The following is a 14,222-nucleotide window of genomic DNA, read 5'->3' as shown; positions in this document are numbered from 1 at the left end:
ACATTGTAAAGAAAACAAAAATCCAGAGCTCTTCCTCATAGTCTAGCAGTTTACGGGCGCTAGGTAGAAACTCTTGAACCTTATTTTCAAGTTTATATGAGAAAATATTAATATATTTTTTCTATCATACGACCTGACTTACAGTCTGTCAATAAAAAACATTTTTGTTATATAATTTAGAAAATAATATAATGAATGTGGATAAAATAGTAGTAAACAAAAATAATTTAAAAGTACTTTTCGTTATAGTCGAATGGTATTCTCATTAAAAAGCTATATATGTTATTCTGAAAGTATAATTTAGAATTTAAGGGGTTGTTTAACATTCGTTTAAATAAATTTATTAGTGAGTCTGGAAAGGCTTCGAGACGTGGAGCGGATAAGTTAATTAGTGAAGGACGAGTAAAATTAAATGGTAGAGTAGCAAAAGTCGGCGATCAAGTTGAGCCTGGTGATGAAGTAATTGTAAATGGTGAACATATTAGACTAGCCCGCAATCATGTTTATATAGCCTTGAACAAGCCAGTTGGTATAACAAGTACTACTGAAAAAGGTGTTAAAGGAAATATTGTTGATCTAGTAAACCATCCATTACGTATCTTTAATATCGGAAGATTGGATAAAGATTCTGAAGGTTTAATTCTCCTTACAAATGATGGTGATATTGTAAATGAAATTTTACGAGCTGAAAATAGGCATGAAAAAGAATATATTGTATCTGTAGATAAACCAATAACTCCTGAGTTTTTAACAAAAATGTCTGAAGGGGTAAAAATATTAGGTACAAAAACATTACCATGTGAAGTTAAACAGCTTTCAAAATATGATTTCCAAATTATTTTAACACAAGGTTTAAACCGTCAAATTCGTCGTATGTGTGAAGCGCTTGGATATGAAGTTTATCGATTACAAAGAACACGAATTATGAATATCACTCTAGGTAATCTACCAATGGGTCAATGGAGAGACTTGTCTAAGAAAGAAAAAACTCAATTGTTTAGAGAATTAAATTATGAACCTAATGAATGGTGATTTTTAAAAGACTGATTCGATTGAATTAGTCTTTTTTTATGATGGGTTAGTGAGTTTCATCTTATCAATTTTTTGCTTAATCATGAACCCTTTATGAGTTACTATATTTCATTTTTTCGCTTTTTTACTTACTCATGAACCTCTTATAAGTCATTATATTTCTTCTTTTTCCTTTTTTACTTACTCATGAACCTCTTATGAGTCACTATATTTCTTCTTTTTCCTATTTTACTTACTCATGAACCCTTTATGAGTTACTATATTTCATCTTTTTCCTTTTTTACTTACTCATGAACCCTTTATGAGTTACTATATTTCTTCTTTTTCCTTTTTTACTTACTCATGAACCATTTATGAGTTACTATATTTTCTCTTCTTCCTTTTTACAAAAAACAAGGTTTCCCATAAAAAAAGAAACTACTATTAAGTATTATTTAATAGCAGTTCCTTTGGGAAATAAGATTATAAGCCTAATTGACTCTTAATCGTTTCTAATGTTTGGTTTTTGTAGATCGTTTTCGGTGTCGGCGCATTTTGTACTGATGGATTTTTCTGCAAGTAATTTTTCTCAATCAAAGCGAAATCTTTTGCATCTACTGTTCCGTTAAAATTGATATCAGCACTTCGTTTATTTGTTCCCCAGTAAGTTTGAACGTAAAGTGCATCTTGTACATCGATTACGTTATCTTGGTTAACATCTCCACCAACTAAGTCAATGTTTGTTGATTCGGATTTTCCGTATAATTCGCCTTTATATTCAAAACCGAATTTCTGTGTTTTCTTCGTAATAAAGTGCCCTGGTACATTCACTTCAAATGTGTATGCATCTTTGCTTAGAGGAAGTGGTTCTATCTCAAAACGCCCACCACTTTTAATTAAATTAGTTCCGTCAAGATTATAGGCCCCATCTGTTACCTTCATTGATGCACCTATTTTTGTCCAATCACGGTATCCAGTATATGATTGACCTTCAACTAGGTACCCTTCTGGTATTATATTACCTTGCACTCGATTAAATCTTGGTTTTAACTGGAATCGTTTACCTGCGTTTAATAGCTTCACTGATTGACCGTTAGCATCTACTATATTAGCAGATGGGTTAATATAACCTATTGGATAGAAAAGTTGGTCTTGTACTTTTACTTTTACATTTACGATTTCTGCACGATCAAATACCATCGCTTCTTTAAATGTCACTTTAATTTTATTACCAGTTACTTGAATAGTTGCTTTATCTTTGAATTTATCCGTTAAAGCAGCATCTACAAGATTAACATAAGGAATCCCCGCAGCTTGAGCATCATCAAAATTCCAAGTAACTTCTTTTACACCTTGTAAGTTATCTAATACTAGAGATGCTGACAATATATCGCCTGATCTAGCTAGCTCTACATTATGTTTAGCGTAGGAGACAGGTGTACCTTCTTTTACAAAGTAGTATTCCTTCCAGTTTGCTTGATTTCCAGCTGCATCGTAACCAATTAAGTTAAATGATAATGCTGGAACTGTTTCAATCATTTCTACTTCATCAATCCACTTGCCGTTTTTGTCCATTTTAATTGGTCCATTTGGAAAAGGAGCACCATACGTATAGACTGCAAAATTCGATGTTTCGTCTAGATCAATACCAGCCTTCTGCATTTCAGTTAAAGCGTCATCTTTTATATCCATTTCAAAAGGATATGTTTTTTGTCCCGATTTATACTCTATAAACGGTGAATCTCCATCTAATGAACTTTTTACTTTAGGTGTGTCGATATCAATAAATACATCATCAAAGCTTATTTTTTGTTTCCCACTTGGTAAAGTAGTAGCGTATTTTAATTTGTAGTGTCCAGGTTTAGCAATCGTTGTTTCTTCAGAAATAGGATGTTTTTTATCTCCAGTAAACTCGTTATATGCACCACCAAACGCTTGAAGGAAGTAGTCTTTGTCCGTTGGTCTTCCTTCTAAATTAAGAGTACCGACTAACCCTAGATCTTCATTCGTTTTTCCGTCTTGTAAAATTACATCTAATGTATTAATTGGTGAACCTAAGTTGAATTTTAACAAGGCTGTTGTGTTACGATAGCCGTCATACGCATGATTATAATAAGAAGGCGTAATAGCAGGCGTTAGTAAATCAAGCATATCAAAGCCTTCATCTGATTTTTTGAAACTAAATGGGATACGATATTGCTCTGTTTTATCTTCACTATTTGTGATTAAAACATAGCCTTCATAAAAACCTTTTTTTGCTGTGGATGGGACAGTTAATGTTGCTTTGATTGTTTTAATGGTGTTCTTGTCCACTTTAAATGAATTACTTATATCTAGAACCACTCCGTTATCTTGTAATCCATTCTTACCATTTGCATTATCTACTATTTTTACATCAAATGTTTTCTTTTTATTACTATTGTTTGTAAACTCAATGTCTTTCTTTACTTTAACTTGTGAGTCATCTTTTACTACTTGTTTACCGAAACTCAACCCACCTGTTTCATTCTCAGCTTTTAATAACTTATCACCGACGGGAATTAGTGTTTCATCTTGTACTTTTATTTCTGTTTGAGTATGAAGAGCTTGATATGGATCTACACGACCTGCTCCTACTTCAAAAACGCTATAGTCTCCATTAAGTTGATCAGCAGTGTTCATCAGAATTGATTTAACGTCTGCTGGCTCAAGGTTTGGATTCTGTCCGATTAATAATGCTGCCACACCAGCTGCAAATGGTGATGCCATAGACGTTCCATCCATTCTTTGGTATGCATATCTATAGTCTTCTGGTGTATCATGATTTGCAATATAAGAAGGAACCGTAGATAGAACACTTACACCAGGTGCAGTAATCTCTGGCTTCATTTGGAAATTACCATTAACTGGTCCTCTTGAACTGAAGTCAGCTAATTTATCTCCTCCAGTTAAGATTTCCTTCAGGTTCGTAAACGTGAACGTTGTATTTCCGCTCGCAATTTTTTCTTTTAATTCTTCTCCTGCTTTCTTTGTCATAGAGAATGCAGGAATATATTCCATTGATTCACCTAAGTTATATCCAACATGGCCATCAACATTATTGTACATAATGACAGCTTTTGCTCCATTTTGCTTTGCAAACTTCACTTTATCTACTAGAGCAAAATTTCCACGTTGAACGAAAGCAATTTTCCCTGCAACATTTTTATTCTTGTATTCATCTACTGTTCCTAAACCAACATCTACTAGTTCAAGAGATTTTCCTTCTAAACTATTGAAGGTATCAGCAAAGCTTCTTGCCATACTAACAAGATCCGTAGACCATCCACCTGCTACTTTTCCGTCAAATGTTGTAAGCGAAGTTGGGACATCACTGGCTCCAACCGTTAGAGCAAATGCTGCTGTACCTGGTGAGCCTAAAGTAAAAGCGTTAGGTCCACTATTACCCGCTGAAACCACCGCTGTTACGCCATTTAGTACAGCATAATTTATTGCCGTACTAGTTGGATAATATGGATCGTTTATTGCTGCTCCTAATGAAAGGTTAATAACATCCATACCATCTTGAACTGCTTTATCAATACCTGCAATTACATTTTCAGATGATCCGCTACCGTATGGACCAAGCACACGGTACATATATAGATCCGCGTCAGGAGCAACTCCTTCTACCGAAACTTCACTATCATTTTTATTTTGTCCAACAATTGTCCCTGATACATGCGTACCATGCTCTGTATAGTAAGAGCCACCGCCATTACTTTCAGGTTGGTTTGATGCCTTCCAATCCTTATATGTAGTTTCCATTGGATCATTATCATTATCTACAAAATCGTATCCGCCTTTATACGCGTCTTTTAAATCAGGGTGGTTATAGTCAATACCAGTATCTAGTACCCCTACTTTAACGCCTTTTCCTGTTATTCCTTCTTTATGTAGCTTGTCCACATTTAAATAAGGAATGCTATCTACTGATGAAGTTGTTTTACTAGCAACATCTGTTGGAACCTCTTCTTTAATTGGATCTACATTAAAAGTTACATCTTTATATATCGTTTTAACAGCATCTGATTTTAAAAGTTCTTTTACTTGATTTGCAGGAAGTGTAATCGCTGCACCGTTAAATGCTGTTTTATATGTTTTTGTAATAACAGGTGCCTTTTTCTTTTCTTTCACTTTTACAAACTTTCCAACGTCTTCTTTAAAAGTATTGTGCTCTTTGTCTACCTGAGCTTGTGCTGATGCTTTTGTTAATGACTTTCCGTCAACTGCTGCTTCTAATACTGCGACATTACTTGGATCTGAGTTAAACTGAACGATGACAGAGATGTTTTTATCAGAATTCAATTCACCTTCTTGAAAGCCCTGAAGCCCATCTTGATCGTTTAATTCTAATTGTTTTAGTGCTTCTCTTTGCTCTGGTGTAATTGATGCTAAAATTTCTTCAGCTTTAGAAGTTGCTGCTTTTGCCGTTAAATATGACTTTGCACTGATAGGTGAAATAAGCAGACTTGTTGAAAGGGCAAGTACTGCCGAGTGCTTTGCCAATGTTGTTGCCTTCATATTCTTCATCCCCCATTATTCTCTATATAATTAAAAAATTCTTACTATTTAAATAGTAATCGCATTTAGGAAAAAAGCATATTGTGTTATTTTTAATCGAAATTTTGGTTATTTTGTAGGATTTTTTTACTAAAAAGTATTGAAATCTGAAAGAAAATTTCATTAAATATTAAAAAAGCATGAAATTTTGATAAAAAAATTGTGTTATTTTTAATTTAAATTGAAAGTATTTGACTTTACCAATTTCTAGCTATAATGAAATTAATAGGTATTTCAAAGTCATTGTACTTTCTAGTTTCTTAGATTTGCGTTTCAAAATGAACATTCGCAAATTGTAGGAATGCAATCTTGCATTGACGAAAAAACTTCATAGTTAAGCAACTGGAATTAGAAAAGGAGAGCACATATGCTTGAAGGCGAAATCATTAAATTTTATCGTAAAAAAGCGGGATTGACCCAAGAGGAATTAGGAAAAGACATTTGTACCGCTACCCATGTAAGTAGAATTGAAAGAGGGGAAACTCGATATTCTGAAGAAATTATTCAACTGTTCTCTCAACGTCTTCAGATTGACATTAAAAATGAGATAGCCGCTGTTCAAAATATTGAAAAGAAACTCCAAAAATGGCATAACGCAATTATATTAGAGCGAATGAAGGACGTTATCATCATAAAAGAAGAATTAGAAAGCATTCACTATATTAGTGCGTCTAACTATGCCATCTATTTTCAGCTTTTATTAGCCCGATACTTTATTTTATGTAAAAGCATTGAAAAAGCAGAGCGTATTATAAAACGGATTGAAAAAGATTCTCCTCCTATGTCAACTTATGAAAAGAACCTATTCCACCATGTCAGAGGAATATATTATTTAGTCCAATATACCCGTCTAGAAGATGTAAATAAACAAATTGCCTTACAAGAATTAAAGAAGGTTAATATAGAAGAATACGGAAATAAAGAATATTACTATCATCTAGGAACAGCCTATCATTGGACACGCTCTAAGGTTATGGCATATTTCTATGGTGAAAAAGCTTTTAGATACTTTAATAAAACAAATAATTATGCAAGGGCAATTTTGGCTGAATCCTTGATGCTAGTACAATTAAAAGACAGTACACAACTAGATTTTAAAGAAATTGTAAAAAGGTATGAGAGTTTAATAGAGCATAGCGAAGCTTTAGGCCTTTTAGATAAAAGAGGAATGATCTTACACAATTTAGGTCTAATGTACTTTTGGAAGCAAGACTTTAAAAATGCACATATTTTTTATAAAAAATCAGTTGAAGAAGCCGATAAACAATCATTACCTTATTTAAATCGTTTGTATAACTATCTAGATAATGCAGAGGAAGGTAAGCTTTTATTGACGAATGAATTGCTTAATGAAGCAAATGAAGGACTTGCCCTTTCAGAAAAGGCCACAAATAATTTATATAAGATCCTCTTTACTCTTCTAATTTTACGTTTTAACGAAAAATTTGATGAGTATTATGATTACATGGAACAAACTGCATATCCTTTCTTTAAGAATCACCATCATGTTACACATGCAATTAAATATGCAAAGTTGCTTTACAACTACTATGTCGAGACTAAACAGTATGAAAAGGCAGTTCATACTGCGGATATGTTTATTAATGGTAATTAGAGAATAATTAAAAATAGACAAAAAGGGACTAATTCAGATCGAATCTGTCCCTTTCAGTGCTTTTTAGAATCTATAAATCTAGTAAAATTAGTGTACAAGTAAGTCCTTCTCTAACTGATTGTATTCATCAGTAATTAAACTAATTAACTCGTTGTAATCTGATAATTCAGAATATTTTACGAGCAACTCTTCCACAGTATGATCTTGAAGGAAGTTTTGTAGTTCAACTGCTTCATGATCATCATTATTTTTATAGAATAAAGCAACTGCAATTGCTTTAACTAAAAAGGTAGGAGTTATTCCAAAATTTATTAATTCTCTAGCTGGCTTAATAAAACGGTCATTTGCTCCTAATTTACGAATTGGCGAACGAGCAACACGAGATAATTCATCTGAAATATATTCATTATCGAATCTACCTAATATTTTACTAATATAGGCAGTGTGTTCATCCGAATCAAAGTTATATTTTTTAACTAATAACTTACCCGTTTCATCTAAAATAGAACTAACAATATTTCTAATATTTTCATCAGAAATTGCTTCTTTAATCGTTTTATATCCATAAAAATTTCCTAAATATGCAGTTGCTGCATGTCCAGTGTTTACAGTAAATAGTTTTCTTTCAATATAAGGAAGCAAATCCTCTACATAAGTCACACCATTAATTGCTGGAACTTCTTCTATCATTTTTGATTGATCAATAACCCACTCATAAAAAGGTTCTACCGCTACTAATAATTTATCTTCGTGACTTTGAATTGGTACGATTCGATCTACAGCAGCATCCGGAAAACTGACCGACTGTTCAGTTTTTTTCTTCTGAGATTCAGTCATATTTAAATAAACTTCGTCTCTTAAAAAAGTACTTCCACCTATCATATTCTCACATGCAATTATATTTAACGATTTATCTGAATTCTCAACTCTCTCAATTAATCCCTCTGCAATTAGCTTTGCTATTTTAGGAAGAATTGTGGGACCCACTGCTGTTGTTACAATATCAGCCTGTACAATTGCTTTTGCTACTTCCCCTGGATCTTTTAGACTATTGATACCTCTTACATTAGTTATTTTTATTTTTTCTTGAGTACGATCTGCTAACATGACAGTATACGATTTCTTCTCATTCAGTTCATTAATAATCTCTTCGTTTACATCAACGAAGCAAATCTCATATCCTGCCTTGTGTAATAATTGTCCTATAAATCCTCTTCCAATATTACCTGCGCCAAAGTGTACGGCTAACATCTTACTCCTCCTCGCTAAACATTAAAATTAGTTCCTCTTTTGATGTGGCTGCGACCAATTTATGTACATTTTCTTCCTCTGAACAAAGGATCGCAATTTGAGATAACAGATCAAGATGCTCATTATCTTTGCCAGCAATACCAAATACTACCTTTACAATATTTCCGTTCCCAAAGTCTACTCCATTAGGAATTTGAAGAATTGAAATTCCAGATGAGATTACCTCTTGTTTTGACTCCTCAGTTCCGTGTGGAATCGCAATAAAGTTCCCCATATAAGTTGTTAAAGACTCTTCTCTTTCAATCATCTTCTCAATATAATTTTCTTTTACATAACCGTTTTTTACTAAGAGATTTCCCGCTAAACGAATAGCTTCATCTTTTGTTTTCACATCTACATTTAATAAAACATTATCTGTTGGTAATACTGTCTGAATCATTTCATAATCCCTCAATCCTTAAATCTTTTTTGTAAGTTGTCATAAAGTGCATAGCTTAATTTGCTATATATATCTGTATAGTTATTTGATGTAAAAATCCGTGTTGATTCTTCATCATCAATAATTGTTGAACTAATTGTGCTCAATACCTCTAATTGACCTGTTTGCATATCAACTGGAGCTAGTAATAATAATAATGTATTGATTTTTATTGACGAGTGGTCCATTGCTTTGACTACCATAGGCTCATGAAGCAAAAAGGATAAAAACACCGGTTGCATAACATATTCTGAACGACAATGATACAGTGCTATGCTAGTACCTGGTATCCCTAGACCACCCTTCTTTTCTCTTTCTGTGAGTTGATTAGTCACCTCAAAATAATCACCTATTAAACCTCTAACATTTGCCTGTTTGCATACTTCCAATAATAAAATAGATGAGGTTGGAATAAACGGTAATGAAATTGTCTCAAATGTATTCAATATATGGAGTACCGTTTCTGTGTACTGCTGAATAACTTCAAGATTTTGTTTAATTAATTTTGGCGTTTTTAGCTTTATCTGCTTTTTAAACTTTTTGTTGTGAAGCTTTCTTAGTAAAGTTGCTTCCGTTGTAAGAGAGTTACGTTTTATTTCATCTCGAATCTGTTCAGCCTCTTTCTTTGGCAATAAAGGATTTACGGTAATATATTTTTTTGAAAATCCCGGCATCTCAACTGTAGATAAAATAATGTCATATTGGTCAATTTGAATATTTCTTAAGTTCGCTAAAGACGATACTTCAATCTCCGTTATTTCTTTTATCTCTTTTTTGATTCGACTCGCTAGCATTTTAGAAGAACCGATCCCACTTGAACATAATACAAGCGCTCTTACCTCTTTACTGTTATCATAGATTACTTGAGATGAACCAAAATGTAGGACAAGATAAGCGATTTCCTCAGTTGGAAAAACAATCTTTGGAAAAGCTTCACTTAAACCTTCTTGAATGATCTTAAACATTGCAGGATAATCCTCTTGAATTTGACCTGCTAAAGGATTATTTGCATCTAGCTTTTTTTGAATTCGATAGATTGCTGGTTCAATATGAGTAATTAATCCTTCAAATAGGGCTTGGTCTTCTTCAAAATTTATTTCAAGTTCTTTAGATACATAATTGATTAACTTTTTTGAGCCTACAACCATCTCTGTACTACTCTCTTTTTGCCAATCATTTTTCTCTTGACGCTGCCTTGCACCTAATAAATGCATCGTAATATACCCTTTTTCAGCAATTGGGATATTAACTTGAAACACTTCTTCTAATTCAATAACAATCTGACTTGCGATAATAAATTCTTTAGAGATACTTAATTCCTCAAGAACCTCTTGATCTATTTGTATTACTTCACCTTGAATAATTCTTTCTATGGCTAAAGATAAGTGAATTGTAAATGTCATAAATGCACTATCAGCTAGAGAATAAGGTAATTGTTGTTCAATATCTCGAATCATTTTTCCAATCATGGTGAGTTTTTCTAGTTTTATTATTTCTAATAATCCATTTGAGAATCTAGTCTTTGACTCATACTCATCTTCCACTACAGATAAAAACTCATATTCATTTAATTGCTGTGCGATTAGATGTCCTAGGGCTTTTCTTTTTTTTCGTTCCGAACCAAGTAAGGCAATGCCATAACCTTTCTTTCTTATTAGATTCAAATCGAAGTCTTTTAACCATTCTTCTACTTTATTGAGATCATTACTAACTGTAGCAACGGTGACATGCAAATCATTTGCTAGTGAGCTTAGTTTAATAGATTCTGGTTCTTTTAATAACGAACATAGAATTAACTCTTGTCTTTCTTTTTGAGTAAACTCTTGCCCACTTTTTAATATTGCAATTTGAAGCTCATTTTTTTGCTCAGGTGTCCCTTCAATATACATTCCGACACCTAATACCTTTTTTAAGAAAAGACTATGAGCTGAGGCAATACTTTCAACTCCTTTTAGTTCCCGTTGCACGGTTCGGCTACTAACATTTAAACTCTCAGCAATTTCTTGAACATTGATTCCGTCTGGATGATCCAACAACAAATTAATGATTTCTCTTTCTCTTGCTGATATATGCATTTACATACCTCTTTAAATTTTTATTATTTTATTAAAGAATTCACTAATTCATCATACTTTGGACTGTTTAAGAAGTTCTCTACTGAGATATGAACTGCATTCGGTACTTTTGCCTTTGCTCGATCAGTTAAATCTTTATGAGTTATGACAACATCTACATCACTTGGTAAATTATTAATTGCTACATTCGTAACCTCTAATTCTAGTCCCTCTGTTTTTACCTTTTTGCGTAATATTGATGCTCCCATGGCACTGGATCCCATTCCAGCATCGCATGCAAAAATAATCTTTTTAACTTCTTTATCAATACCAAGGGAACTTGCTACCTCTTTTTCAGTCTGTAATAAACTAGCTACTTTACTTTCTTTACCTTTTAATTCTTGTGTTTTTTGAGCTGCTCTTTCTAAATCTTCATCTGATGCAACCGACTTAGATGATTTCAATACTACAGCTGAAACTATAAACGAAACGGCTGTTGCAACAAATACGCCTGCAAGAATTGGTAAGTATCCTCCTTTTGGAGCCATTGCTAATATTGCAATAATACTACCTGGTGAAGCTGCTGCTACTAGACCTGCGCCAAATATATTAAAAGTAAATGTACCAGCCACACCACCAGCGATAACGGACAAGATTAATAAAGGTCTCATTAAGATATAAGGGAAATAAATCTCATGAATCCCACCTAGAAAATGGATAATCACTGCCCCTGGTGCTGTTTGTTTAGCCGTTCCTTTTCCAAATATCGTATATGCTAGTAGTACGCCTAAGCCTGGTCCTGGATTAGCTTCTAGTAAGAATAAAAGTGACTTTCCAGCTGATTTTGCTTGTTCAAGACCAATTGGACTTAAAATTCCATGGTTAATCGCATTGTTTAAAAATAAGATTTTTGCTGGTTCAATAAATATGTTTGCCAGTGGAATAACGTTTGCTTTTATCATCATATCTACACCGTTAGCTAATGCTTCTGTTAGTGTCGAAACAACTGGATTAACAACTATTAAGCCAATTATTGCTAAAATTGCTCCTAAAATACCCGCTGAGAAATTATTAACTAACATCTCAAATCCTGACTTAACTTTTCCTTGTATAGCTTGGTCAAATTTCTTAATAGCCAAACCGCCAAGGGGTCCCATAATCATAGCTCCTAAGAACATCGGCATCTCTGCACCAACAATTACCCCCATTGTTGCAATCGCACCAACAACTCCACCTCGAATATCATGGACCATTCTTCCGCCAGTAAAACCAATTAGCAAAGGTAATAGGTAAGTAATCATAGGTCCTACTAATACAGCTAATTTTGCATTAGGTATCCAACCTGTTGGGATAAACAATGCAGTTATTAACCCCCATGCAATAAAAGCACCAATGTTTGGCATTACCATACCGCTTAAAAAGCTACCAAAGCGTTGTATTTTTACCTTTATATTATTATTTTTACCTGTATTCAAATTTTTACCTCCTTTATGAAGCTTCTACTTAAATGATAAAACGCTTACAGTATCAATACAATGAAATGAATATTCGTATTTGTCGCTTACTAATGTGACAAAATTTAAAAGGGCTAAAAAAAGAAATAACCTTTTTCTATAATATCTACTTTTAATAGAATGCTAAATTTCATCAACCTGAGCAATAGGTCTCTAAACACACTCAAAAAAATGACATTCTACCTACAAAAACACCCCTACATCAGACACATAATCGGTATAAATAATAGAAATAAAAAAGGAACATATTCAAGTTATGAATATGTTCCTTTTAATTTTATAATGTAGAAATTAAAGCTTCCAACCTACAACTCTTATCCGACCTGTCCACTATATTTAGATTCTTCTTCTGGGAATAAAAATCCTAACTCATGGTGTTCACCTTCATAAACTGAAGATTGAGTTATACGGATTTCAGAATTCAAATCAACTACTTCCAATTTACAGTATGCACGATTAATTTGTAGTGCTTCATAAAACTCATTAACAGTAGAAACATTTTGTCCATTTACTTTTGTAATGCTTTCGCCTACATTAATGTTCATTTTATCTGCTACAGAGTTTGGTAGAATTCCTAAAACAATTAGGCCCGTTGATTTTACTGTAAAGTATGATGGTGTATTAATATCTCTATTTTTATGAATATAGTTTATAGCCTCTCGTCCCACTACTGCGACTGCTACAGCTATAAATGCTACAAAACCAATAAAGTAACTTACTATACCACCTACACAAACTATAATTGCTAAAGCCACTATTTGTTTACCAACAAGCTTAATTGATTCCTTTGGTAGCATCCCTTGAATTAACTGGTAAAATCCAATTCCAAATGGTACACAAAGAATGGAATAGCCACTATCACCTAAAGCAAGTGTAGGCCACCATGAATAATCACTAACGATCGAACCACTTGGTATCAGTAAAAATAATGGCACCATCCATAACCTATTTGCCTCATGTGCCCCTACTCTTTTTCCACGTTTACTCTCAATAAATAAAGGAGTTGTATGATTTGCAGCATTACGTTGAACTAAAATTCCTTCAGCCAATAAAAGTAAAGCCAATAGAATCGTTATAGCAGGAAGCATCGCATTCAGATCATTAGGTATAAAGTTTTTCAACAAAGGTAATGAATCTTGCCCTCTATTTAGTAATGGCAGTGCTACTAATGCTAGTCCAAAAAGATAAGCAGGAGACATCCATCTGAATTGCAAAATAAGTGCACAAATGATCGTTAATACACTTAGTAAATAAACCATTTCAATCGGAATACTAATTCCAGCTACCAATGTGATAACTGAAAGAATTAATCCAATCAGTAATCCATACCCTAATGAAGTTTTCCACTCGAACGTTACATTAAAATTTCGAACCGAAAAATGCTTACGTTCTCGTTTTACACGTAAATTGCCACAGAAAATTGATGCGATGAAAAATATATAAGTAAATGGATTTAAAAATAGTTTACCGAATCCAACTAATAGTTCAGATAATAAATTTGACCACATAACATTCACCACCTTTTTCTATAATAGATTGATATACTTATGTTATCGGTTTATTAATGTTTTTTCAAAGAGAATATGCTACAAAACAATAAAAAAGCACACTTCTCCATAAAGTGTACTTTCGACATACTAAACTAAAACTCCTGCATGGATTGTAATTTCAAATCTATTTCCCGGGAATTATGTCAAAAGAGGACGAAATAAAGTTCG

8 protein-coding genes and 1 riboswitch are annotated in these 14,222 nt (G+C 33.1%); of the genes, 2 read left to right on the top strand and 6 right to left on the bottom strand.

The annotated features are described in order from the left end of the window. Positions 1-18: 18 nt before the first annotated feature. A riboswitch (purine riboswitch) is annotated at positions 19-120 on the bottom strand. Positions 121-315: 195 nt separating this feature from the next. Then, a complete protein-coding gene (gene rluF, locus BM319_RS14285; RefSeq protein WP_175495618.1) occupies positions 316-1,032 on the top strand; it encodes a 23S rRNA pseudouridine(2604) synthase RluF in 717 nt (238 codons plus the stop codon). Positions 1,033-1,494: 462 nt separating this feature from the next. On the opposite strand, the gene BM319_RS14280 is transcribed toward rluF, so the two are convergent. Next, positions 1,495-5,553, bottom strand: coding sequence for a S8 family serine peptidase (locus BM319_RS14280; RefSeq protein WP_091023334.1), 4,059 nt, complete (start codon positions 5,551-5,553; stop codon positions 1,495-1,497). Positions 5,554-5,959: 406 nt separating this feature from the next. Here BM319_RS14280 and BM319_RS14275 point away from each other — a divergent pair, with 406 nt between their 5' ends. Continuing rightward, complete coding sequence (locus tag BM319_RS14275) at positions 5,960-7,207, top strand: helix-turn-helix domain-containing protein (protein WP_069034983.1); 1,248 nt, start codon at positions 5,960-5,962, stop codon at positions 7,205-7,207. Positions 7,208-7,294: 87 nt separating this feature from the next. Here the strand turns inward: BM319_RS14275 and BM319_RS14270 are convergent, their stop codons facing one another. The 5 genes from BM319_RS14270 to BM319_RS14250 all read right to left on the bottom strand — a co-directional run bounded on the left by BM319_RS14270 (position 7,295) and on the right by BM319_RS14250 (position 14,012). Continuing rightward, positions 7,295-8,458, bottom strand: coding sequence for a mannitol-1-phosphate 5-dehydrogenase (locus tag BM319_RS14270; RefSeq protein ID WP_069034984.1), 1,164 nt, complete (start codon positions 8,456-8,458; stop codon positions 7,295-7,297). 1 nt (position 8,459) lies between these two features. Continuing rightward, positions 8,460-8,897: a PTS mannitol transporter subunit IIA gene (locus BM319_RS14265; RefSeq protein ID WP_069034985.1), complete on the bottom strand. Its 438-nt coding sequence runs from the start codon at positions 8,895-8,897 to the stop codon at positions 8,460-8,462. An 11-nt stretch (positions 8,898-8,908) separates the two neighbouring features. Next, complete coding sequence (locus BM319_RS14260; protein WP_069034986.1) at positions 8,909-11,011, bottom strand: BglG family transcription antiterminator; 2,103 nt, start codon at positions 11,009-11,011, stop codon at positions 8,909-8,911. A 23-nt stretch (positions 11,012-11,034) separates the two neighbouring features. After that, positions 11,035-12,465 (bottom strand): PTS mannitol transporter subunit IIBC, encoded by a 1,431-nt coding sequence (locus BM319_RS14255; protein ID WP_091023332.1) that lies wholly within the window; start codon positions 12,463-12,465, stop codon positions 11,035-11,037. A gap of 353 nt (positions 12,466-12,818) precedes the next feature. Further along, positions 12,819-14,012: a PDZ domain-containing protein gene (locus BM319_RS14250; RefSeq protein ID WP_091023330.1), complete on the bottom strand. Its 1,194-nt coding sequence runs from the start codon at positions 14,010-14,012 to the stop codon at positions 12,819-12,821. Positions 14,013-14,222: the final 210 nt, after the last annotated feature.

It is taken from the genome of Bacillus sp. UNCCL81, from assembly GCF_900112535.1.
Classification (GTDB): Bacteria; Bacillota; Bacilli; order Bacillales; family Bacillaceae_G; genus Gottfriedia; species Gottfriedia luciferensis_B.
The sequence above is the reverse complement of the archived record's forward strand: the minus strand, read 5'-3'. Positions and strand labels throughout refer to the sequence as shown.

Bases quoted from the DNA above. Each gene is read 5' to 3' on its own strand.
- BM319_RS14275 (WP_069034983.1), top strand. From the start codon at position 5,960: ATGCTTGAAGGCGAAATCATTAAATTTTATCGTAAAAAAGCGGGATTG.
- BM319_RS14270 (WP_069034984.1), bottom strand. From the start codon at position 8,458: ATGTTAGCCGTACACTTTGGCGCAGGTAATATTGGAAGAGGATTTATA.
- BM319_RS14265 (WP_069034985.1), bottom strand. From the start codon at position 8,897: ATGATTCAGACAGTATTACCAACAGATAATGTTTTATTAAATGTAGAT.
- BM319_RS14250 (WP_091023330.1), bottom strand. From the start codon at position 14,012: ATGTGGTCAAATTTATTATCTGAACTATTAGTTGGATTCGGTAAACTA.
- BM319_RS14260 (WP_069034986.1), bottom strand. From the start codon at position 11,011: ATGCATATATCAGCAAGAGAAAGAGAAATCATTAATTTGTTGTTGGAT.
- BM319_RS14280 (WP_091023334.1), bottom strand. From the start codon at position 5,553: ATGAAGGCAACAACATTGGCAAAGCACTCGGCAGTACTTGCCCTTTCA.